Annotated in this window: 18 protein-coding genes; 10 read left to right on the top strand and 8 right to left on the bottom strand. The window is 73.8% G+C overall.

The genetic code is table 11. The annotated features are described in order from the left end of the window. Nucleotides 1–201: 201 nt before the first annotated feature. Together AVW11_RS31440 and AVW11_RS31435 are read left to right on the top strand one after the other, a co-directional pair. Entirely contained in the window at nt 202–381 is a 180-nt protein-coding gene (locus tag AVW11_RS31440) for a DUF6480 family protein (protein WP_060178670.1), read from the top strand. Between the two features lie 26 nt (nt 382–407). Beyond that, nucleotides 408–977, top strand: a complete 570-nt coding sequence (locus tag AVW11_RS31435) for a fasciclin domain-containing protein (RefSeq protein WP_076046735.1) — start codon at nt 408–410, stop codon at nt 975–977. 23 nt (nt 978–1,000) lie between these two features. On the opposite strand, the gene AVW11_RS31430 is transcribed toward AVW11_RS31435, so the two are convergent. Genes AVW11_RS31430 through AVW11_RS39035 form a run of 3 tightly spaced genes read right to left on the bottom strand, consistent with a single transcriptional unit; the run spans nt 1,001 to nt 2,896 of the window. After that, nucleotides 1,001–1,999, bottom strand: a complete 999-nt coding sequence (locus AVW11_RS31430) for a MerR family transcriptional regulator (protein ID WP_060178668.1) — start codon at nt 1,997–1,999, stop codon at nt 1,001–1,003. Between the two features lie 19 nt (nt 2,000–2,018). Beyond that, complete coding sequence (locus tag AVW11_RS31425) at nt 2,019–2,516, bottom strand: DUF427 domain-containing protein (protein WP_060178667.1); 498 nt, start codon at nt 2,514–2,516, stop codon at nt 2,019–2,021. Then, nucleotides 2,507–2,896, bottom strand: coding sequence for a UBP-type zinc finger domain-containing protein (locus AVW11_RS39035; RefSeq protein WP_063834934.1), 390 nt, complete (start codon nt 2,894–2,896; stop codon nt 2,507–2,509). The genes AVW11_RS31425 and AVW11_RS39035 overlap by 10 nt, the downstream gene beginning before the upstream one ends. A 179-nt stretch (nt 2,897–3,075) precedes the next feature. On the opposite strand from AVW11_RS39035, the gene AVW11_RS31415 reads away from it, so the two are divergent. The 3 genes from AVW11_RS31415 (at nt 3,076) to AVW11_RS31405 (ending at nt 9,614) form a co-directional block, all read left to right on the top strand. Continuing rightward, nucleotides 3,076–4,581, top strand: a complete 1,506-nt coding sequence (locus tag AVW11_RS31415) for a cryptochrome/photolyase family protein (RefSeq protein WP_076046740.1) — start codon at nt 3,076–3,078, stop codon at nt 4,579–4,581. Nucleotides 4,582–4,821: 240 nt separating this feature from the next. Beyond that, nucleotides 4,822–6,570: a glycosyltransferase family 2 protein gene (locus AVW11_RS31410; protein ID WP_076046733.1), complete on the top strand. Its 1,749-nt coding sequence runs from the start codon at nt 4,822–4,824 to the stop codon at nt 6,568–6,570. Between the two features lie 14 nt (nt 6,571–6,584). Next, nucleotides 6,585–9,614 carry an SGNH hydrolase domain-containing protein gene (locus tag AVW11_RS31405; protein ID WP_079250876.1) on the top strand — a complete coding sequence of 1,010 codons (3,030 nt, stop codon included), beginning with the start codon at nt 6,585–6,587 and terminating at the stop codon, nt 9,612–9,614. Nucleotides 9,615–9,679: 65 nt separating this feature from the next. Here the strand turns inward: AVW11_RS31405 and AVW11_RS31400 are convergent, their stop codons facing one another. Continuing rightward, nucleotides 9,680–10,744, bottom strand: a complete 1,065-nt coding sequence (locus AVW11_RS31400; protein ID WP_076046731.1) for an alkene reductase — start codon at nt 10,742–10,744, stop codon at nt 9,680–9,682. A gap of 178 nt (nt 10,745–10,922) precedes the next feature. Here AVW11_RS31400 and AVW11_RS31395 point away from each other — a divergent pair, with 178 nt between their 5' ends. From AVW11_RS31395 to AVW11_RS31385, 3 genes are all read left to right on the top strand, one after another. Beyond that, nucleotides 10,923–11,465 (top strand): MarR family winged helix-turn-helix transcriptional regulator, encoded by a 543-nt coding sequence (locus AVW11_RS31395; RefSeq protein ID WP_079070611.1) that lies wholly within the window; start codon nt 10,923–10,925, stop codon nt 11,463–11,465. Nucleotides 11,466–12,453: 988 nt separating this feature from the next. After that, complete coding sequence (locus AVW11_RS31390; RefSeq protein WP_234362256.1) at nt 12,454–13,131, top strand: M15 family metallopeptidase; 678 nt, start codon at nt 12,454–12,456, stop codon at nt 13,129–13,131. Nucleotides 13,132–13,270: 139 nt separating this feature from the next. After that, on the top strand, nt 13,271–14,572 hold the full coding sequence (locus AVW11_RS31385) for an LCP family protein (RefSeq protein ID WP_240528316.1): 1,302 nt from the start codon (nt 13,271–13,273) through the stop codon (nt 14,570–14,572). 40 nt (nt 14,573–14,612) lie between these two features. Here AVW11_RS31385 and AVW11_RS31380 read toward each other — a convergent pair whose 3' ends face one another. Further along, entirely contained in the window at nt 14,613–15,845 is a 1,233-nt protein-coding gene (locus AVW11_RS31380) for a cation:proton antiporter (protein WP_076046730.1), read from the bottom strand. 4 nt (nt 15,846–15,849) lie between these two features. Further along, on the bottom strand, nt 15,850–16,335 hold the full coding sequence (locus AVW11_RS31375) for a cation:proton antiporter regulatory subunit (protein WP_199838191.1): 486 nt from the start codon (nt 16,333–16,335) through the stop codon (nt 15,850–15,852). 567 nt (nt 16,336–16,902) lie between these two features. Here AVW11_RS31375 and AVW11_RS31370 point away from each other — a divergent pair. Together AVW11_RS31370 and AVW11_RS31365 are read left to right on the top strand one after the other, a co-directional pair. After that, on the top strand, nt 16,903–17,544 hold the full coding sequence (locus tag AVW11_RS31370; protein WP_030844710.1) for a ScbR family autoregulator-binding transcription factor: 642 nt from the start codon (nt 16,903–16,905) through the stop codon (nt 17,542–17,544). A 343-nt stretch (nt 17,545–17,887) separates the two neighbouring features. After that, a complete protein-coding gene (locus tag AVW11_RS31365) occupies nt 17,888–18,319 on the top strand; it encodes a VOC family protein (protein WP_060178664.1) in 432 nt (143 codons plus the stop codon). A 220-nt stretch (nt 18,320–18,539) separates the two neighbouring features. Here the strand turns inward: AVW11_RS31365 and argG are convergent, their stop codons facing one another. Both argG and AVW11_RS31355 read right to left on the bottom strand, forming a co-directional pair. Then, a complete protein-coding gene (gene argG, locus AVW11_RS31360; RefSeq protein ID WP_030844705.1) occupies nt 18,540–19,991 on the bottom strand; it encodes an argininosuccinate synthase in 1,452 nt (483 codons plus the stop codon). 17 nt (nt 19,992–20,008) lie between these two features. Further along, nucleotides 20,009–21,280, bottom strand: coding sequence for a PP2C family protein-serine/threonine phosphatase (locus AVW11_RS31355; RefSeq protein ID WP_076046736.1), 1,272 nt, complete (start codon nt 21,278–21,280; stop codon nt 20,009–20,011). Nucleotides 21,281–21,429: the final 149 nt, after the last annotated feature.

Here is a 21,429-nt window from a genome sequence, read left to right as displayed (position 1 = left end):
CCCGCAGGTAGACCCCCCGGACGCGGCCCGCCGCCCCGGCGGCGGGCCGTTTCGATGCAGAAACACTGCGAGTTGCACCGCTTCGCCCGAGCGGGTGACCGTTAGGGCCTCGGGGATCCGTACACCGTGATCGTCCACGAGTCGCGGCCCGGGCATCGGCCCGGTCGGGGCCCGGGCCGATGCCCGGCCGAAAGGAGACTCATGTCCTCGCCACGCATACCGCCGGGGGAGACTCCCCCGGCAGAGGGGTCCATCTCCTCAGCCCATCAGGAGCGCAGCGACGGCGGGATCTGGGAACACCCGGGGGTGTTCCTGGTCGCCATCGTCGTCGGAGCCGTCCTGGTCGCCTTCTTCTTCGTCGCCCGTGCCGCGGGCTGGTGAGCCCGCCGCACGTCGAGGAGTACGTCATGAACATCTCTCACACGCGCCGCCGCGCCGCCGCGGCCCTGGCACTTGCGCTGTCCTTCGCGGCCGTGGCCCCGCAGGCGTGGGCCGCGGACGCCGGTGAACCCTTCGGACCCGGCTGCGCCGCCCTGCCGAAGCAGGGGCCGGGCAGCCCGTCGGTGATGGCCGGGCAGCCGGTGGCCACGGCGGCGGCGGGCAACCCCGCCCTGTCCACCCTGGCCTCGGCCGTGAAGCAGGCCGGCCTCGTGGACACCCTCAACAACGCCGAGGGCATCACCGTCTTCGCGCCGACCGACGAGGCCTTCGCGAAGATCCCCAAAGCGGATCTGGACAAGGTGCTGGCCGACAAGGCCGCCCTGACGAAGATCCTCACCTATCACGTGGTGGGTTCGACGGTCGACAAGCCCGATCTGGCCGACGGATCGTTCACGTCGCTGGAGGGCGGCACGCTGACCACCAGCGGATCCGGCGACTCGTACAAGGTCAACGGCACGGCCGCGATCGTCTGCGGTGATGTCGCCACCTCCAACGCCACCGTCCACGTCGTCGACACCGTGCTGATGCCGAAGTAGACGACACCTCCCTACGACGCCCTTCACGTGGTGAACGGGCCCGCCACGGCCGCGCAGTGGCGGGCCAGGGCGTCCAGTGCCTCGCGCAGACCAGTCGGGCGGATCATGCCGGGACCGGGGGCCCGGTTGCCCCAGCCCGGGCCGGCGAGCACGAGCAGCGGACGCGTGCGGGCGCCCCGGACACCGAAGGCCGTCGCGGCGACCTGGCGGGCCAGGGTGCGGTCGGCGGTGTGCCGGGACTGGGACCACAGGACCACCGCGCACGGCCCGGTCCTGCGCACCGACGCGGCGAGAGCCTCGGCCGGTACGGCGGCGCCCAGCATGCGCATCGGCAGGGTGCGCTCGGCGAGGCCGGCGGCGAGCGCTTCCAGCGGCAGGGAGTGCTGTTCGCCGGGGACGCATGCCATCAGCACGGGCGGCGCGTCCCGGGGGCCCGGCGGGGCGTTGCCGACGGACTGCCGCAGGAGGGTGGAGACGTGCCAGGACAGGAGGTGCTCCACCTCGATGTAGCGGTCGCCGGAGGACTCCCATTTGCGGCCCACCGCGTGCAGGGTCGGCGCGATGACCTCTTCCCAGGCCGCCACGAGGCCGTGTCCGTGCACCAGCCCGGCCAGCAGCCGGTCCATGGCCGGGCCGTCCAGCCGTACCGCTGCGCGGGCCAGGCCCCGGAACTCCTGCCGGATGTCGCCCAGGGGCAGCCCGCCGCCCGGTGCGGGGCCGCGGGGCCGGGCACCGTCGGCGGGGCTCATCGGCCCGGTGGCCGCCGTGCGGGAGCGGGTCGCCCGGGACAGCGCCACACCGGCGGCCTCGGACGGGGGCACCCCCGATGTGGTGAGCCGGCACATGTCCTCCAGGACGGCGACGTCCTCGACGGTCCAGCGGCGGTGCCGGCCGCCGTCCCGTACCGCCGGGCCCATGCCGTAGCGCCGGTCCCACGACCTGAGGGTGGTGGGTGAGATGCCGAGCCGCCTGGCCACGGCTCCGGTGGTCAGGCGGGGGCTGCGGGGAGAGTTCTCGGCCATGGCACCGCCTCGGGATCCGTCACCAGCCCCGGCTTCCGGGCACGCCCTTGAAGGGGCCTGTGATCTCGTCCGTGATCCACCCGCCGTAGAAGCCTCCCGGTTGGGCACGCACCAGCTCCCCGTCGACCGTGCACGCTTCGACCCGGTCGGCGTGGAAGGCGAGATGACCGGTGATCGGCGCGTAGGCGGGCCGCGGGTCCTCGTAGCTCCACGCGATGTCGGGCATGCCCGGAGCACCGAGCTCCGGGCCGAGCCGCCAGTAGGTGGCCGTACCCTTCCACTCGCACACGCTCCGGTGCTCAGAGGCGCGGAGGAGTTCGACGCGCACATCGGCCCGCGGTATGTAGAACACCGGCGGATGGCTGGTCTCCAGGACGCGCAGGCAGCGCCTGGAGTCGGCGAGCGGCACGCCGGCGTGCCGCACCACCACGTGCCGCCCGTCGGGCTCGATCCGGGGCGGGCGCGGATAGTCCCACACCGATTCCGTCCCCGCCCTGTCCACGCCGTTCACTCCCATGAGGGCCTCCCGTCAGTGCCGCGCCCCGCCGGACGGCGGGCCCCTGTGCCGCGCCCGACCCGGACCAGGAAGACCTCGTCGTGGAAGCACCACGCCCAGTCCTCGTCCGGTGCGAGCGACACGGCCACAGGGTGCCCGCTCTCCCTGTGGTGGGCATAGGAGTGGCGGCCCACGGAGCTGTCGCAGCATCCGACGTATCCGCACGTCACGCACTGCCGCAGCCTCACCTGGGGCAGCCCGCGCGGCAGGCACCCCGCGCATGCGGCGGACGCCGGCGCCCGGTCCGTGCTCTCGTCGTCCAAGAGGTCGAGGTGCGCGCACGTCCGTCCGTCGGGGCGCCCCGCGTCGGGCGCGACCTGCCACCGCCCGGTTCCTCCCATCGGGCCTCCGCTCCGCGATCCGGAAGGCGTCCGCCGCTGCGGACACCCCTGCGACCTTCTTCGGCCGGAGCCGCACGGTCGGATGCAGCGCGGACCCCGCCCGCGGGGTGCGTCCGAAACACCGCGCGTCCGGGAAAGGGCAGCGGGAAGGCATGCACCACGTGAGGAAGGTCGGCGACATGACCGGCGCGCACTGGCTCTTCGGGGATCAGCTGGGTCCCGCGTTCACCGCCCCGGGCAGCGGCGGGGTCCCCCGCGACGCCCGACTGGTGATGATCGAATCGCAGGCCGTGTTCCGGCGACGGCGCTACCACCGCGCCAAGGCGCACCTGGTGCTCTCGGCGATGCGCCATCGCGCCGCCGAGCTGGGGGACCGCGTGGTCTACGTCAAGGCCGACACCTACCGCGAGGGCCTGCGCAGAGCCGTCGGCGGCGCGCCCGTCACGGTGTACCACCCGACCTCTCGGGCGGCCGCGGCACTGGTGGCCTCCCTCCCCCAGGTGACCGTCCTGCCCGCACGGGGATTCCTGGTGGGCCGCGAGGAATTCGCGGCGTGGGCGGCCGGCCACGGCGGCGGCGGCCTTCGGCTGGAGAACTTCTACCGCCATGTGCGCAGGGAGCACGATCTGCTGATGGAGGGGGGCGAGCCGGCCGGCGGGCGGTGGAACCTCGACCACGACAACCGGGAGCCGCCGCCGCGGGCAGCGCGCACCCTCGGCTCGCCCGCCCCCTACCGGCCCCGCGAGGACGACATCGACGCCGGTGTCCGGGAGGACCTCGACCGCTGGGAGCGGGACGGCGCCGTCTCGTTCGTCGGCCGGGACGGGCCGCGGCTCTTCCCGGCCGACCGGCGTGAGGCGCTGGCCGCGCTGCGGAGGTTCGTCGACCACCGGCTCGCCGGGTTCGGCGCCCACGAGGACGCCATGCTGGCCGCCGACCCGGTGCTGAGCCACAGCCTGCTGTCCTCATCGCTCAATCTGGGCCTGCTGGATCCGGCGGAGTGCGTGGAGCGCGCGGAGGCCGCGTGGCGGGCGGGCGCCGCGCCCCTGAACTCGGTCGAGGGCTTCGTCCGGCAGATCGCCGGATGGCGGGAGTACGTCTGGCACCTGTACTGGCACTTCGGCGATGAGTACCGGGCGTCCAACGTCCTGGGGCACACCGCTGCGCTGCCGGCGTGGTGGCTCTCGCTGGACGCGGACGCGGTGTCGGCCCGGTGCCTGTCGACGGTGCTGCGCCAGGTCAGGGACACCGGGTGGACCCATCACATTCCGCGGCTGATGGTGCTGGGCGGTTACGCGCTCCAGCGGGGCTGGGACCCGGCCGCGCTCACCGACTGGTTCCACCGCTCGTTCGTCGACGGCTACGACTGGGTCATGCTGCCGAACGTCGTCGGCATGTCGCAGTACGCGGACGGGGGCCGGATGACGACGAAGCCCTACACGTCCGGCGGTGCCTACATCGACCGGATGAGCGATCTGTGCGGGCCGTGCCGCTATCGGCCGGGCTCCCGCAGCGGCGCGGACGCCTGCCCCTACACCGCCGGCTACTGGGCCTTCCTCCACCGCCACCGGGCCCTGTTGGAGCGGGGCGCCCGCACCGCCGGCCCGGTGCGGGGCCTCGACCGGCTGGGGGACCTGCCGGAGCTGCTCCGGCAGGAGCGTGACCGGGGTGACAGCGCTCCGTGAGGCGAACGCCCGGCGGAGGCAACGGAGTTCCGGGACTGTTCACCCCCTCGTGACCTGGGACTTCCCGGAACGGCCCGGAGCGGCGGGTCGAATGACGAGAGCAAGAGGTCTGGACCATTCGAGTCGCGCCAATCCCGTGGCGCATTAGCTCCGTCACCCCGGATCCGGGCAAGTGGTCTATACCTTTGACACTAGGCTGGGCCACCGCAAACGGGTACATGCACAGCCGTGGGGGGCTTTGTGACTGTTCATCATCTTCCGCAACCACCGTCCGACGAGGAGCTCTACTGGTACTTCGGGCCGCAACGCCGCTGGGTCCTGATCGCCACCTCGCTCGCCTTCGCGTTCACGGCGGCGACCATGTTCACCTTCGCCCTGCGGACGCCCGCCCTGTGGGCCTTCCTCGCCGTCCTCGGGCTCAACGTCGCGGCCCTGGCGCTCTCCTGCATCAACAGCCTGCGCCAGCGCCGGCTCACCCGGCGGTCGCACGAGGTGCTCGTCCGCGCCTGGCAGCCGGCCGCCCTGCCCGGTGTCGACCTCTACCTGCCCACCTGCGGGGAACCACTGCCCGTCCTCGCCAACGCCTACCGCGCGGTGGCCGCCCTCGACTGGCCCGCCGACGCGCTGACCGTCTGGATCCTGGACGACGCCGACCGGCCCGAAGTCGCCGCGCTGGCCGCCCGCCACGGCTACGAGTACCTCGTGCGCCCCGACCGGGGGCACCTGAAGAAGGCCGGGAACCTCAATCACGCGCTCACCCTGAGCAGCGCCGAGTTCATCGCCATCCTCGACGCGGACTTCGCACCCAGGCCGGACTTCCTGCGCCATCTCGTCCCCTACCTGTCCGACCCCGCCGTCGGCATCGTCCAGAGCCCGCAGTGCTTCGACACCGACGGGACCATGAGCTGGATCCAGCGCGCCGCCGGCTCCGCCCAGGAGTGGTTCTTCCGCTGGATCCAGCCGTCCCGGGACGCCAGCGACGCCGCCATCTGCTGCGGCAGCAACGCCGTCTACCGCCGCTCGGCGATCGACCGGGCCGGCGGCTTCGCCCGGCTCGACCACAGCGAGGACCTGTACACCGGACTCGCCCTGCACGCACAGGGGTTCCGCACCCTCTACGTGCCGGTGCTGGTCGCCAAGGGCACCTCGCCCGACCGCGTCACCTCCTTCGTCAACCAGCAGTACCGGTGGGCCATGGGCAACCTCCACCTCCTCGGCACCCCCGTGCTGCAACGGATGCGCGCGCCCTGGCGCATGCGGCTGTGCTTCTACGAGGGGATCATCGGCTACCTGACGACGGCCGTGAACACCTTCGTGGCGCCCCTGCCGCCGCTGGTGATGCTGTTCCGGTACCCGGACCACATCCGCCCCTGGCACGTGCTGCCGCTGCTCGCCCCGCTGTGGCTGTGGCACGTGCTGCTGCCCCGGGTCAGCCGCACCCGCTGGCGGGTGGAGGTCATCCGGGCGAACATCCTGACGAGTGTCGCCGCCGCGGCCGCCTTCCTGCACACGCTGCGGGGCCGCAGCGCCGCCTGGGTGCCCACCGGCACGCTGGGTGCCGCGTCCCGGGGCGGGATGGCCCGCCGGGTGGTGGCGGTGTCGCTGGTGTGGCTCGTGCTCTCGAACGGGGCGGCCGTGGCAGGACTCGCCCTGGCCGTGGCCCGCAACGGCTGGGAGCCCAACTGGGGGCTGCTCCTCTACGTCGTGGTGCAACTGCAGATCAACGTCCCGCTGGTCCGGGACCTGGCGGCCGAACTGACCCCCGCCCGGGGCAGCGGGTCCCCGCTGCGTGCCCGCCTCGGCGCCCGCTTCGGGGCCGGCGGCGGGCTCGACGCCGGGGCGGGCGTCGGGGTCCGCACTCGCCCGGGCTCCCCGGCCGGGATGCTGCCCCGCCGCTGGCCCGAGACCGTCGCCGCCTCGGCGGTGCTCCTGCTCACCGGCCTGCTGGCATCGGGATGGGTCGACCCGATGCTGCCCTGGCTCAGCTGAAAGGCGCCGCTGCCATGTCCTTCCTCCTCTCACCCGGCCGACGCCGATCCCGGGGGCGCGCCGCCGCGACCGCCGACCGGAAAGCGGCCCCGGGCTCCCGCTCCGGCGGCGAATCCGGGCCCAGCCCGCACCGGTCCGTGTTCCGCCCCGACATCGAGGGCCTGCGCGCGGTCGCCGTCGTCGCGGTACTCGCCTTCCACGCCGGGATCCCCTGGGCGACCGGCGGGTTCGTCGGCGTGGACGTCTTCTTCGTCATATCTGGTTACCTGATCACCGGCCTGCTGGTGCGCGAGGCGATCGCCACCGGCCGGATCCGCCTCGGGGACTTCTTCTCCCGGCGCGCCCGGCGACTGCTGCCGTCGGCCGCCGTGGTGCTGGCCGCGGTGGCGGTGGCCGGGGCCTGGCTGACCGTGCCGCTGCGCCGCACCGACCTGGAGCACGACGTCGTCGCCGCGGCACTGTCCCTCGCCAACTGGCGCTTCGTGTCGCAGCACACCGACTACCTCGCCGCCGGACACCAGCAGGGTCCCCTGCTGCACTTCTGGTCGCTCGCCGTCGAGGAGCAGTTCTACCTGTTCTGGGCGCCGCTGCTGGCCGTCCTCGTGCTCGGTGCGGCCCGGGCGGTCCGTCGGGGCCGGTCCGTGCGCCGCATGGTGTTCCTGGCCGCCGCGCCGCTGACGCTCGCGTCGTTCGTCCTGTCCCTCCACTGGACGCGGGACTCCGTATCCCTCGCGTACCTCGGCACGCCGTCGCGCGTCTGGCAGTTCGGCGTCGGCGCGCTGCTCGCCCTGCTGCCCCGGCACCTGATGCGGGGGCCGCGGGTGCTGCGGGTGCTGGGCGGATGGGCGGGGGCGGGGGCGATCGGCTGGTGCGTCGTGGCGTACGACACCGCGACCCCGTACCCGGGCTGGGCGGCGCTGGTGCCGACCCTGGCCACCGCCGCCGTGATCCTGGCCGCGGTGCCCGGCCGCGGCGAGCACCGCACGCCGGGCGCCGGCGACGTCGGACGGTTCCTGGCCGGGCGGGCTCCGCGCGCCGTGGGACGGCTCTCCTACAACCTGTACCTGTGGCACTGGCCGGTGCTCGTGCTCGCGGAGGCCCGGACCGGCCCGCTCGGCTGGCCGGCGAAGACGGCACTGACGCTGGCGGCGGCGCTGCCCGCCCTGGCCACGATGCGCTGGGTCGAGCGGCCGCTGCGGCGCAGCCGCACCGTCTCCGAACTCCCCCGCCGCGGACTGTCGGTGGGCGTCTCGGCCGTCGTGCTGCCGGTCGTTATCGCGCTGGTGGTGGGCACCACGACGCTGAACCTGCTCGGCCCGGCCTCCCCGGTCGACCCGAAGGGGCTGCCTCCGGGCGCCGCCTCGGGCCCCACCCTGCTGGCGCGGACGGCGGGGACACCGTTCGCGGACGGCCCGGTCGTGCCCAGCCCCGTCCAGGCGCGGGCCGACTTCCCGCCCGACGCGCCCTGCCAGATCGCCCCGGCCGAAACACGCAGCCCCGAGTGCCTGTTCGGCGCGGTGGACAGCCCGGACCGGATCGTCCTGCTCGGCGACTCGCACGCCGGGCAGTGGTTCTCGCCGATGCTGGCGCTGGCGGCATCGCGGGGCTGGGCGCTCCAGGAGTTCGTCAAGCAGGGCTGCCCGCTGCCGCAGCTGGCGGTGGACAGCCCGCAACTGGGCCGCGCTTACCGGGAATGCGACACCTGGCGGGCGGACACCCTGGAGCGGCTCGGGAAGCAGCCGAAGCCCCGCCTCGTCGTGGTCTCCTCGCTCAACCGGTACACCGCGGACGAGAGGCTCCTGGCCGAGGCCTGGGAGAAGACCCTGGCTCCGCTGCGGGCCCTGGGCGCGCCGATCGTCTACATCGAGGACACCCCCGTACCGGGTTCGGACGTCCCGGCGTGCGTCTCCGGCCGCCCGGATTCCCCCGCCGACTGCGCGTTCGAGCGCGCGGACGCGCTCCGGCCCGATCCGCTGGCACGGCGGATCGCGTCGGGCGCACTGCCCGGCGTACGGAGTGTCGGCGTGAACGAGGTGCTGTGCCCGGGCGTGGGACCTACCTGCCCCGCGGTGCTCGACCGGATCCTGCTCTACCGGGACGACGCGCACCTCACCAATGCGGCGGCCGTCGTCCTGACCGACCGGCTGGAGCGGCTGCTCACGGAGGCGGGGGTACTGCCCGCGCCGGCGCCGCCGGCGGGCGCGGCGCAGCCGGCGGGCGGCGCGGACGGGTGGACTCCGCTGCTGCGGGACGACTTCGACGGGCCGATGGGCAGCCCGCCTTCCGCCGCCCACTGGATCCACGACGTGGGCACCTGCTATCCGGGGTGCCCGGCGCCGCAGTGGGGCACCGGCGAGGTCGAGACCATGACGGACTCGACCGACAACGTCCGGCTCGACGGGAAGGGCGCGCTGGAGATCGTCCCCACCCGCAAGGACGGCGCATGGAGTTCGGGGCGCATCGAGACCCGGCGCTCCGACTTCGCTCCCCCGCCGGGCGGCGCGCTGCGGATCGAGGCGTCGATCGCCCTGCCGGACGTGACCGGGGCGGGGGCGGCCGGGTACTGGCCGGCGTTCTGGACCCTGGGCGCGCCGCTGCGCGACGGGTACACGGGGTGGCCGGGCGTCGGCGAGCTCGACGTGATGGAGTCCGTGAACGGGCGGGACACCGTCTTCGGCTCCATGCACTGCGGTGTCCCGGAGGGCGGCCCCTGCCGGGAGCCGGTGGGCCTGACCTCGGGTCCTCAGCCGTGCCAGGGCTGCCGTGGGGCGTTCCACTCGTATGCCGTGGAGGTGGACCTCGCCCCGGGGGCGCAGGAGGTGCGCTGGTACCTGGACGGCCGCGTGTACCACCGGGTGGCGGCCGACGCCATGGACCCCGCGACGTGGAAACGGGCCGTGGACCACGGGCTGTTCCTGATCCTCAACGTGGCGGTCGGCGGCAAGCTGCCGCAGGCCGACGGTACGGACGTGGGGCCGGACACCGAGCCGGGCCATCCGATGCGGGTGGACCACGTGACCGTCTCCGCGCGGTCACAGCACTAGCGACGTCGGCGCTCCACTCACGGCATGCGGGTGGAGCGCCGCTCTGCGATCGGCGGCGGCACTCCTCAGAGGGCCGGGTAGTCCGTGTAGCCGCGGGCGTCGCCCCCGAAGAAGGTGGACACGTCCGGGGTGTTGTACGGGCCTTCGGTGCGCAGGCGCGCCGGCAGGTCGGGGTTGGCCAGGAAGAGGGCGCCGAAGGCGACGAGGTCGGCGGTGCCGTCCTCGATCAGCGCGAGGGCCCGGTGGTCGGTGGGGCCCTCGGTGGCCGGGTTCAGCACGAGCAGCCCGGAGAACTGCTTGCGCAGGGCGAGCGTGGTTTCCCGCACCTCGGGGCCGTGCTCCATGACGTGCAGGTAGGCCAGCCCCAGCCCGTCGATCTCCTTGACCAGCGCCTCGTAGACGGGCCGCGGGTCGGGCTCGGCGATGTCGTTGTACGGGTTTCCGGGCGAGACGCGCAGGGCCGTGCGCTCGGCGCCGATCGCGGCGGCGACCGCCTCGACCACCTCGACCGCGAAGCGGATGCGGTTCTCGACCGGCCCGCCCCACTCGTCGGTGCGCAGGTTCGAGCCGGGGGCCAGGAACTGGTGGATGAGGTAGCCGTTGGCCCCGTGCAGTTCCACGCCGTCGAAGCCCGCCGCGATGGCGTTGCGGGCGGCCTCGGCGTAGTCGGCGATGGTCGACCGCACCTCGTCGGCCGTCAGCTCGTGCGGCGTGACGAAGTCCTTCATGCCCTCGCCCGTGAACACCTGGCCGGCGGGGGCGACCGCCGACGGGGCCACCGGGACGAGTCCGTCGGGCAGCAGCGAGGGGTGGCCGATGCGGCCGGAGTGCATCAGCTGGGCGAAGATCCGCCCGCCGGCCGCGTGGACGGAGTCGGTCACCCCGCGCCAGGCGGCGACCTGCTCGGCGTCGTGCAGGCCGGGGGTGAAGGGGTAGCCCTGCCCGACGGCGGAGGGCTGGACTCCCTCGGTGACGATCAGGCCGGCCGACGCGCGCTGGGTGTAGTACTCGGCGACGACCGGGGTGGGGATGCCGCCCTCGCCTGCGCGGCTGCGTGTCATCGGAGCCAGGACGATCCGGTTCGACAGGGTGCTGTCGGCCATGCGGACGGGGTCGAAAGCGCTGGTCATCTTCGCCTCACAGAGATAGTTGGTCGGCCAATGAATGGCTTCGGAATGCAGCGTACCTCATTAGTTGGCCGGCCAAGGTAAAATCGGGGCGGCGGGTAAAATCGGCGGAGCGGACGGCGGTCCGGGGCGGAGCCCCGCCCGCCGGACCCACCGCACCCGACGCACGAGGAGCTCTCCCATGACCCCGGAAACCGCCAGGGAAACGCGCACGCCCCCGCAGTGCGCGGCGGCGCCCGGCGCCGTGCTGGACGGGCCGGTGAGCCATGCGATCAGCCGGGTGGCCCGGCTCCACCGCATCGTCGCGGGCCGTCTCCTGCGAGAGTTGGGGCTGCATCCGGGGCAGGAGTTCCTGATGATGCACCTGTGGGACCACGGGGCGGTGCGCCAGTCCGAGCTGATCAAGGCGGTCGGGCTCGACCCCTCCACGGTGACCAAGATGCTCCAGCGCCTCGAACAGTCCGGCCACGTGCGGCGGCGTCCCGACCCCGCGGATCGGCGGGCCTCGCTGGTCGAGGCCACGGAGGCGAGCTGCGGGCTCCTCACCGAGGTGAGCCGGGCGTGGGGCGACCTGGAGCGCCAGACCCTGGAAGGCCTCGACGGCGCGGAGCGCGCCGAGCTGGGCCGCCTGCTGGGCAAGGTGGAGGGCTCCCTGTGCGCGGCGGCCGCCAGGGGCGGCGACGCCGGGTGCGAGACGCCGCGCCCGGCCCCGACCGACTGCTGAGCGACCCGCCCGCCCCGTACGACTCCAACCGACCGGCGCCCGCCCGGGCAATGCCGCCCGGCCAGGCGCCGACCCGCAACCCACGGCCGGACCCCTCTCCCGACACCCCGCCCGGGGTACGCCCGATTTGGCGCGCCCGGTCCGGAGCAAGGGGCCGGGAGCGCCCGGCCGGCTCCGAGCCCGCGACACACGACGGCCGGACCTCCCGCTCCGGACACCCGACCGGCGGTACGCCCGATTTGGCGCGCCCGGTCCGGAGCAAGGGGCCGGGGGCCCCGGCCCGCGACACACGACGGCCGGACTTCCCGCTCCCCGACACCCGACCGGGGGTACACCCGATCGGCGCGCGCGGTCCGGGGCAAGGGGCCGGGGTGACGGCACGGCCGGAGCCCGCCTTCGCCGCGGTACGCCCGAAGGCCTCGCCCGACCGAGGGGACGCCCGATCGGCGCGCCCGGTCCGGGGCAGGGGGCCGGGGTGACGGCACGGCCGGAGTCCGCTTTCGCCGCGGTACGCCCGAAGGCTTCGCCCGGCCGGGCGAAGCCGGGGTGCACACGGCCGGCTCCGGTCCAGAACGCACCCGGCCGGAGCACGCCCCTGAAACCCGCCCGGCTCCCGCCCTCCCCCGCCCGGGGACGCCCCGACCGGCCCCCCGGCCCCGGCCGTGGGCGGGGCCGGGGGGTACGCAGCCCCGGCTCCGGCCGGGGCCACGCACGGCCCCCCGCTCCCGCCTGCGACGCACGGCCGGAGCCGGCTCCCGACAGACCCCGCCCCGTATGCACGGCCCGCTCCCGGTCGCGACGCCACGGCCGGAGCCCGCTCCCGACACCGCGCCCGGGGGGTCCGCACGGCCCGCTCCCGCTCGCGACGCCCCCGGCCGAAGCCGCTCCCGACACCCCGCCCGGGGGGGTACGCACGGCCGGCTCCGGGGCGTGCCCGCCGGGGGGCGCGCGGCATGCCCGTGCGGGCTGCCCGCCGTAGCGTTGTCCCGTGCGCCACACCACCGCGGCAGCGGCCGTGACGGCGGCCCTGTGCGCGGCCGCACTGGCCTGTTCCACGCAGGCCGCACCTCCGCGCCTGCCGGCCGGGCCGCCCGACCCGCCGGCCCGGTTCGCCGCGCGCGTCACACCCGTGCCGCAGGAGAAGCTGGGCGCCTCCCACCGGGCGGGCTGCCCGGTCCCGCCGGAGCGGCTCCGGCTGGTCCGGATGAACCACTGGGGTTTCGACGGCCGCGCCCACGTGGGCGAGATGGTCGTCCACGAGAACGCCGTCGACCCCGTCCTCCACGTCTTCCAGCGCGCCTTCGAGGCCCGGTTCCCGATCCGCCGGATGCGCGTGATGGCCGAGTACCGCGACGACGCTCAGGCCATGGCCGACGACAACACCTCGGCCTTCAACTGCCGCCCGGTCACCGGCGACCCCCGGCGCCTGTCGCGACACGCCTGGGGCGACGCCGTCGACATCAACCCCGTGGAGAATCCGTACGTCGACGTCAACGGAATCGTCCACCCGCCGGCCGCCCGCACCCACCTGCGGCGGTCCCCGTCCCGACCGGGACAGATCCACCCGGACGACGCCGTCGCCGCGGCCTTCCGCCGGGTGGGCTGGCAGTGGGGCGGCCGCTGGGCCAACCCGGACTACCAGCACTTCTCCGCCAATGGCGAGTAGGCCCGCGGCCCCGCCGCGCGGGTGACACCGGCGTGTGCGCGACGACTCCTCCGCCGACGCCCCCTACAGTCGCGAATCGAGATGATTCGTCCTGTTTGGGGGATATGCGTTGCGTCGACTCGCCGTTGCTCTCACCTGCGTGACCGCCCTCGCCTGCGGCTCCCTCGTGGGCCCGCACGCCGTATCCGCCCAGCCCGCGGCCGCGGCGGGCGGCGGTCGGGGCACGAACATCCTGATCGTGGGCATCGACAGCCGCGCGGGGCTCTCCAGGGCCGAGAAGAACCGGCTCCACGTGGGCGGGAAGGGCTGCAACTGCACCGACGTCATGATGCTCGTGCACCTCTCCGAGGATCGGCGCCGCGCGAGCGTCGTCTCCATCCCGCGCGACTCCTACGTCGAGTACGCCGGTACCGCCGTCCCCCCGCGCAGCGGCAAGATCAACGGCGCGTTCGCGCTCGGCGGCGGCCCGCTCACGGTGGCCACCGTCGAGAAGGCCACCGGACTCCCTGTCGACCACTACCTGGAGACGGATTTCGCGGGCTTCGAGCGGACCGTCGACAATCTCGGCGGTGGGACCGTCTGCACGGACAGGCCGCTCCGGGACGAGAACTCCGGCCTGGACATCGGGGCCGGCCGCCACCACACCGACGGCAACACGACACTGCGCTACGCGCGGGCCCGGCACGTCAACCTCCGGCCCGGAGATCTGGGCCGGGTCCGCCGCCAGCAGCGCGTGGTCAACGACCTGCTGGCCCGCCTCACCGTCGAGGGGGCGCTGGCCAGCCCCGTGCGCGCGGCACGGACCGTGCACACCCTGCTGAAGACCGTGCGCACCGATGCCCGCACGGGGCCCGGCGACCTGATCGGCATCGGCTGGGCGCTCGGCCGCCTGCGGGCGGACCGGACCGAGTTCGCCACGGTGCCGATCCGGCTCTTCGACCACCGGGTGCCGGGCGTGGGGTCCACCCTCGTGTGGGACGAGGCCCGGTCCACCGCGTTGTGGGAGGCGCTGGGCGCGGACCGCCCGATCACCGGCGACACCCGGATCCAGCCCGTCGCGCAGACCCCGGTGCCGACCAACCCCGCCGCCGTCGCGGTCCGGGTCGACGACGCCGCCGTGGCCGCGGCCTTGCGCCGCAACGGATTCGTCGTCACGGACACCTCCCCGTCCGCACCGCCCGTCCGACCCGCGGGACCGCCGGTCATCCGGTACGCGCCGGGCCAGGAGGAGCACGCGGCGACCCTCGCGGCGGCGCTGCCCGGCTCCCGGCTGGAAGCCGTACCCGGGCACGACGCGCTCTTCGACGTCGCGGTCGGTACGGAACCGGTGCCGGTGAAGACCGTCACCTACGACCGCAACATCGCCGACGGCGCCCCGGTGACCGGCGACCGCCTGCGCTGCGCCGAACCACCGGGGTCGGCGCAGGCGGCCCGTTCGTGACGCGGGTCGCGAAGAGGGGTGCGGGACGCCGCGTCCTGCGTCAGCGTTCCCGGGAAGCCGGCTCCGGCAGGGCCGCGGCCGGGTCCGGCACCGGGTCGGCGGACCGGTCGCCGGCGCCTCGGCGCTCGGCGAACCACGCCGCGAGGGGCTCGGTGTAGCGGGCGGTGAGCGGCCCGATGACGACGAGGATGAGGACGTAGGCGGTGGCGAGCGGGCCGAGTGCCGGTTCGATGCCCGCGGTGACGGCGAGTCCGGCGATGACGATGGAGAACTCCCCGCGGGCCACGAGCGTGCCGCCCGCCCGCCAGCGGCCCTTGACGGCGATACCTGCCCGCTTGGCCGCCCAGTAGCCGGTGGCGATCTTCGTGCCGGCGGTGACGACGGCGAGCGCGAGCGCGGGCAGCAGGACCGGCGGGATGCTCGCCGGGTCGGTGTGCAGGCCGAAGAACACGAAGAACACGGCGGCGAACAGGTCCCGCAGCGGGCTGAGCAGCGTGTGGGCGCCCTCGGCCACCTCGCCGGACAGCGCGATGCCGACGAGGAACGCCCCGACGGCGGCGGAGACCTGGAGCTGCTGGGCGATGCCCGCCACCAGCAGGGTCAGGCCGAGGACCACGAGCAGCAGCTTCTCCGGGTCGTCGCTGGAGACGAAGCGGGAGATGAGCCGGCCGTAGCGGACGGCGACGAAGAGGACGGCGCCCGCGACGCCGAGGGCGATGGCGAGGGTGAGGCTGCCCGCCGCCAGGCTCACCCCGGCGAGCAGGGCGGTGATGATCGGCAGGTAGACGGCCATGGCCAGGTCTTCGAGGACCAGGATGCTGAGGATGACCGGCGTCTCGCGGTTTCCGAGCCGGCCGAGGTCTCCCATGACCTTGGCGATGACGCCGGAGGAGGAGATCCAGGTGACGCCGGCCAGGACCACGGCGGCGACCGGCCCCCACCCCAGCAGCAGGGCCGCCGCGGCGCCGGGCAGGGCGTTGAGGGTGAAGTCGACGATCCCCGCGGGGTACTGGGTCTTGAGGTTGGAGACGAGGTCGCTGGCGGTGTACTCCAGACCCAGCATCAGCAGCAGGAGGATGACACCGATCTCGGCGCCGATGGCGACGAACTCCTCGCTCGCTCCGAGCGGGAGGAGGCCGCCGGTGCCGAAGGCCAGGCCGGCGAGCAGGTACAGGGGTATGGGCGAGAACTTCAGGCGGCCCGCGACCCGGCCCAGCAGGCCCAGGCCGAGGATGATCGCTCCGAACTCGATGAGGAAGACGGCGGAGTGCACGCGATCACTCCCTGCCGAGTATCGCCGCGGCGGCGTCCACGCCCTCGCGGGTGCCGATCAGGATGAGGGTGTCGCCGCCGGCCAGGCGGAAGTCGGGGGCCGGGGAGGGACGGGCCTCGGCCCGCCGCAGCACCGCCACGACCGAGACGCCGGTCTCGGTGCGCATCCGGGTCTCCCCCAGCACCCGGCCGTTCCAGTGCGAGTGCGCGGAGAGTTCGACGCGTTCGGCGACCAGGCCCAGGTCGGTGGTGTGCAGGAGGTTCGGGCTGTGGTGCGCGGGCATCAGCGCGTCGATCAGCGAGGCCGTCTCCGGTCCCGTCAGGTGCAGCGACTCGGCGCAGGCGTCCGGATCGTCGGCCCGGTAGAGGCTGACGGTGCGGGTGCCGTCCCGGTGGGCGATGACCGACAGGTTGCGGTGTTCGCGGGTGGTGAGGTCGTACTGAACGCCGATGCCGGGCAGCGGCGTCGTACGCATCCGTGGAGCAGGCACAGCCCATCCCCCTCGTGTTGTGAGCGTTGTGACAGTGGTGCGGCGCACCGGATCCAGGCAGGCGGAACCGGCGCGGCGGGCTTCATGCTGCCATGTCCGCCATGACCGGAACACGGGTGCCGGCACCGATGGACAGGGGTCCGCCGCAGGTCGGAGCATGCCGGGACGACCCAGTAGAACGGCGCCGCGGCAACCTGCCCCGACCGGCCCGGGCTCACACGACGGGGGCCCTCCCCCGGGCGTGCCCTCCGGGTGGCGGGCCGGATCCGGCTCCGGAGCGTTCACGGTCGCGGCGGATGCCGGGTGTTGGCCGGGCCGCCGGCGTGGTGACGTGACGTTGCGAGCGACTTTCGGCCAAGCAACTCGCTTGATTTCAGCCGCTGTTCACCTCTCACAGTGCAACAGCCCGTGGCGTGGCAGCCGTACAAAGAGCACCACAACAGCATGAACGCCTCTGCGTTCTCATACAAAAGTACCTGCCGACTGGTTTTCTTTCAGGTCACCCGATTACATTGACGGCACATCGCAGCGGACACCCCATCGACAGCTACCCGGGAGGACCACCACGTGGCGAGGGCCAGACAGGAGCGGGCCGAGATCACCCGTCAGGCCATCCTCGACGGCGCGGCCGTCGCGTTCGACGACAGCGGGTTCGAGGGCACCAGCCTCAGCGACGTCGTCAAGCACGCCGGAGTCACCAAGGGAGCCCTCTACTTCCACTTCCCGTCCAAGCAGGCACTCGCCCGCACGCTGATGGACGAACAGTTCCAGGTCTCGGAGCACCTTCCGGCGGTCGAGAACCCGGGGCTGCAGACCGTCATCGACCTGACCCACCAGATGGCCCACGGGCTGCGCACCAACGTCCGCGTCCGCGCCGGCATCCGCCTGGTCATCGAGTTCGGCTCCTTCACCAGCCCCGACCCCACCCCCTACGACGCCTGGATCGACACCTGCCGCAGCTGTCTGACACCGGCCCAGCAGGACGGTGACATCCACGCCGCCCTGGACGTGGACGCCCTTTCGGCGCTCCTCGTCGGGGCGTTCACGGGCATCCAGGTCACCTCGCACGTCCGCACGCGCCGCCAGGACCTCCACACCCGTGTCACGGACCTGTGGAACTTCCTGCTCCCCACCATCGTCCCCGCGAGCCGGATCGACCGCTTCCATCCCACGGGCACACCGCAGTCGTGCGGCTCCCCCACCGACTGACCGACAGCACCGCACGCACAGCACGCACCGCACCGCACCGCACCGCACCAGGGCGGCCTCGCACACGCCGTGGCGAACCACGGGGGTGCTCGCCACGGCGTGAGCGAGACCGCCCTGCACGCGCGTACTCCCCCGAGCGTCATCCCGGCGCGCAGCCGGCAGGTACGGCACCGGCGAGGGAGGTGATCACGTCCCGATCACGCCACCACGCCCTCGAACAACGGTTCAGGAACAACCCTGTCAGGCCGCATGGGCGTTTCGGCGTGCGCGACCGGACCGCCATCGGCAACCGTGGACCCGTCATGGCGCCGACCGAACACCCCGACGTCTCCGAGGAGACCCCGTGAACTGGACCATCGAAGTCGTCCCCGTCCCCGTCACCGACATGGACCGGGCGAAGGCGTTCTACGCCGAGAAGATCGGTTTCAATGTCGACCTCGACGACGAGGTCGCCCCCGGAGTACGCGTCATCCAGCTGACGCCGCCCGGCTCGCGGTGCTCCATCGCCCTGCTCGAGGGCATGCCCACACCGCCCGGCACGAAGGTCATGGCCCCGGGCACCCTGCACGGGCTGCAGATGTGCGTCACCGACATCGACGCCGCCCACGCGACCCTGAGCGGGCGGGGGGTGGGCGTCTCCCCCGTCCGGCACATCGGCGAGGCGGGCTGGGAGGACGGCAAGGGCGGCACCTGGAACTCCTTCCTGTCCTTCAGCGATCCCGACGGCAACGGCTGGGTGGTCCAGGAAGCCCCCTCGGACCTCGGCGAACGCTGACCCCGCCCCCTCCCACGCCTGCGCGGCCGAGGCCTGCTCCGAGCGTGAGTCGGCGGCTGCCGCGGCCAGGAGAGCCGGGAGGGCCGGGAGGGCCAGGACGGGCGGGGGAAGGCCGGGAGGAGGCGGGCGGCCGGGTCCAGGCCCCGGCCGCCGGTGCGCGGCTCCGCGGGATGTCGGCCGGGGTGAGGCGGTCGCCGCCCGCCGCCGGGCCTGCCCCAGGTCAGTCGGTGCCGAACTCCATCGCGGCGCGGTCGAGCATCTGCTCGTCGTCGCCCTCGGCCTGCCCGCGGGAGGCGATGACCTCGGCGCCGCCCTCCGGCATCGCGCCGATCAGGCCCGTCGAGGCGGCCTGGGCCGCGCCGATGAGCGTCTCGTGCGTGTTGCCGACGATGCCGAGCGCGGCGTACTGCTCCAGCTTGGCGCGCGAGTCGGCGATGTCGAGGTTGCGCATGGTGAGCTGGCCGATGCGGTCGACCGGGCCGAAGGCCGAGTCCTCGGTGCGCTCCATGGACAGCTTGTCCGGGTGGTAGCTGAACGCCGGGCCCGTGGTGTCCATGATCGAGTAGTCCTCGCCGCGCCGCAGCCGCAGCGTGACCTCGCCGGTGACGGCCGCGCCGACCCAGCGCTGGAGGGACTCGCGGATCATCAGGGCCTGCGGGTCCAGCCAGCGGCCCTCGTACATGAGGCGGCCGAGACGCCGGCCCTCGTTGTGGTACTGCGCGAGGGTGTCCTCGTTGTGGATCGCGTTGACGAGGCGCTCGTACGCGGCGTGCAGCAGCGCCATGCCGGGGGCCTCGTAGATGCCGCGGCTCTTCGCCTCGATGATCCGGTTCTCGATCTGGTCGGACATGCCCAGGCCGTGCCGGCCGCCGATGGCGTTGGCCTCCATCACCAGATCGACGGCGGAGGCGAACTCCTTGCCGTTGATCGTCACCGGGCGGCCCTGGTCGAAGCCGATGGTCACGTCCTCGGGCGCGATCTCCACGGAGGGGTCCCAGAACCGTACGCCCATGATCGGCTCGACCGTCTCGACACCGGTGTCGAGGTGCTCCAGGGTCTTGGCCTCGTGGGTGGCGCCCCAGATGTTGGCGTCCGTGGAGTAGGCCTTCTCGGTGCTGTCGCGGTAGGGGAGGCCGTGGGCGAGCAGCCACTCCGACATCTCCTTGCGGCCGCCGAGCTCGGTGACGAAGTCCGCGTCGAGCCAGGGCTTGTAGATGCGCAGGTGCGGGTTGGCCAGCAGGCCGTAGCGGTAGAACCGCTCGATGTCGTTGCCCTTGAAGGTCGAGCCGTCGCCCCAGATCTGGACGTCGTCCTCGAGCATCGCGCGGACCAGCAGGGTGCCGGTGACGGCGCGGCCGAGCGGCGTCGTGTTGAAGTACGCGCGGCCGCCGGAGCGGATGTGGAAGGCGCCGCAGGTGAGGGCGGCCAGCCCCTCCTCGACCAGCGCGGCGCGGCAGTCGACCAGGCGGGCGATCTCGGCGCCGTACGCCGAGGCGCGGGCGGGCACCGACGCGATGTCGGGCTCGTCGTACTGGCCGATGTCGGCGGTGTAGGTGCACGGGACGGCACCCTTGTCGCGCATCCAGGCGACCGCGACGGAGGTGTCGAGTCCGCCGGAGAAGGCGATGCCGACGCGCTCGCCGGTGGGAAGGGAGGTGAGGACCTTAGACATAGGAAGAGTATGCAGGCTCACGCATGTTCATGCAATCTGGTGGGCGTGTCGGCCTGTCCTTCCAGACGGAGGACGACCAGGACCGTGTCGTCGGTGACACCGACGGGCGGCACGAGCTCCGCCAGGAGGGCGTCCGCGAGCGCGGCGGGGTCGGCGGCCCGGTGCCGGGCCAGGGCGTCGGCGAGCCGGCCCAGACCCGTGTCGATGTCCTCGCGGCGGCGCTCGACGAGCCCGTCGGTGTACAGGACCAGGACGGAGCCGTCCGTGAAATCCGTGCGGGCCTGGGGGCGCGGAGCGTGCTCCGGGCGGGCGCCGAGCGGCGGGTCGGTGGCCCGGTCGAGGAAGGTGACGGCGCCGTCGGGGTCGCAGAGCGCGGGCGGGAGATGACCGGCGCTGCTGTACGTGAGGGTGCGGCTGTTCCAGTCGATGAAGACGGAGACGGCGGTGGTGGACTCGGCGCCGGCGACGGAGCGGGCGTAGAGGCCGAGAACCTCCAGGGCCTGCGCGGGACCGTCGGCGACCAGCGAGGCCGCGGAGAGGGCACTGCGCAGCTGCCCCATGACGCCGGCCGCGCCCAGCCCGTGGCCGACGACGTCCCCGACCGCGACGGCGGTGCAGCTGGGCGCCTCGACGAGGTCGTACCAGTCCCCGCACACGTTCAGGGCCGCGGCGGCGGGACGGTAGCGCACGGCCGCCTGGTGGTGGGCGAGCGGGCTCGGCTCGGGCAGCATCGACTCCTGGAGGTGGAGTGCCACCTCGCGTTCGCGGTCGTGGGCCTGGCGCAGCCTCTCGTTGAGCTCCTGGAGCTCCCGCGCCCGGCTGTAGAGCTCGGACTCCAGCACCTGGGTGGCGTCCTCACCACTGCGGGCTCCCCGGGCCCGGATCAGCTCGGTGACCTCCTCCACCCGGTGCAGCACCAGCGCCACGCTGCCGTCGGGGGCGAGGACGGGCACGTTGACCGGGCTCCAGTACCGCTCCTGCCACACCCCGGGGCGTTCGGGGTCCTCCACGTCGTAGCGCTGCATGGCCATCGCGTCGCGCTCCCCGGTGGCCACCACCCGCTCCAGCGAGGCCCGTACGTTGCGGGTGCCCGTCGCTGCCGGATCGTCGGGGTTGTCGGGGAAGGCCTCGAAGATGTGGCGGCCGATGATCTGCTCACGGGTGCGGCCGGCCACGGCCAGGTACGCGGCGTTGACGTCCAGGTAGACGAGAGCGGGGGTCAGCAGCGCGGCCGCGCCCGGCAGCGCGTGGAACACCGCCCGGTAGTCGATCCCGGATCCGTTCACGATCCACCTGTCCGTGTGCTTCCGTCCCGGTCGTGAGGTTCCTCCCACGATAGGCGCGCTCGCACGGCCCGGCCCCGGCACGAGGGCCCGCCTTGGGCCGTCCGGGCTCGCAGCTCCGGCAGGCGCGCGGGCGGGCCCGGGGCCCGGGCCCG

This window comes from Streptomyces amritsarensis (assembly GCF_001953875.1).
In the GTDB taxonomy this organism is placed as follows: Bacteria; Actinomycetota; Actinomycetes; order Streptomycetales; family Streptomycetaceae; genus Streptomyces; species Streptomyces amritsarensis.
The sequence above is the reverse complement of the archived record's forward strand: the minus strand, read 5'-3'. Positions and strand labels throughout refer to the sequence as shown.

Bases quoted from the DNA above. Each gene is read 5' to 3' on its own strand.
- argG (WP_030844705.1), bottom strand. From the start codon at position 19,991: ATGTCTAAGGTCCTCACCTCCCTTCCCACCGGCGAGCGCGTCGGCATC.
- AVW11_RS31425 (WP_060178667.1), bottom strand. From the start codon at position 2,516: ATGGGAGTGAACGGCGTGGACAGGGCGGGGACGGAATCGGTGTGGGAC.
- AVW11_RS31395 (WP_079070611.1), top strand. From the start codon at position 10,923: ATGACCCCGGAAACCGCCAGGGAAACGCGCACGCCCCCGCAGTGCGCG.
- AVW11_RS31430 (WP_060178668.1), bottom strand. From the start codon at position 1,999: ATGGCCGAGAACTCTCCCCGCAGCCCCCGCCTGACCACCGGAGCCGTG.
- AVW11_RS31415 (WP_076046740.1), top strand. From the start codon at position 3,076: ATGACCGGCGCGCACTGGCTCTTCGGGGATCAGCTGGGTCCCGCGTTC.
- AVW11_RS31440 (WP_060178670.1), top strand. From the start codon at position 202: ATGTCCTCGCCACGCATACCGCCGGGGGAGACTCCCCCGGCAGAGGGG.
- AVW11_RS31405 (WP_079250876.1), top strand. From the start codon at position 6,585: ATGTCCTTCCTCCTCTCACCCGGCCGACGCCGATCCCGGGGGCGCGCC.
- AVW11_RS31435 (WP_076046735.1), top strand. From the start codon at position 408: ATGAACATCTCTCACACGCGCCGCCGCGCCGCCGCGGCCCTGGCACTT.
- AVW11_RS39035 (WP_063834934.1), bottom strand. From the start codon at position 2,896: ATGGGAGGAACCGGGCGGTGGCAGGTCGCGCCCGACGCGGGGCGCCCC.
- AVW11_RS31400 (WP_076046731.1), bottom strand. From the start codon at position 10,744: ATGACCAGCGCTTTCGACCCCGTCCGCATGGCCGACAGCACCCTGTCG.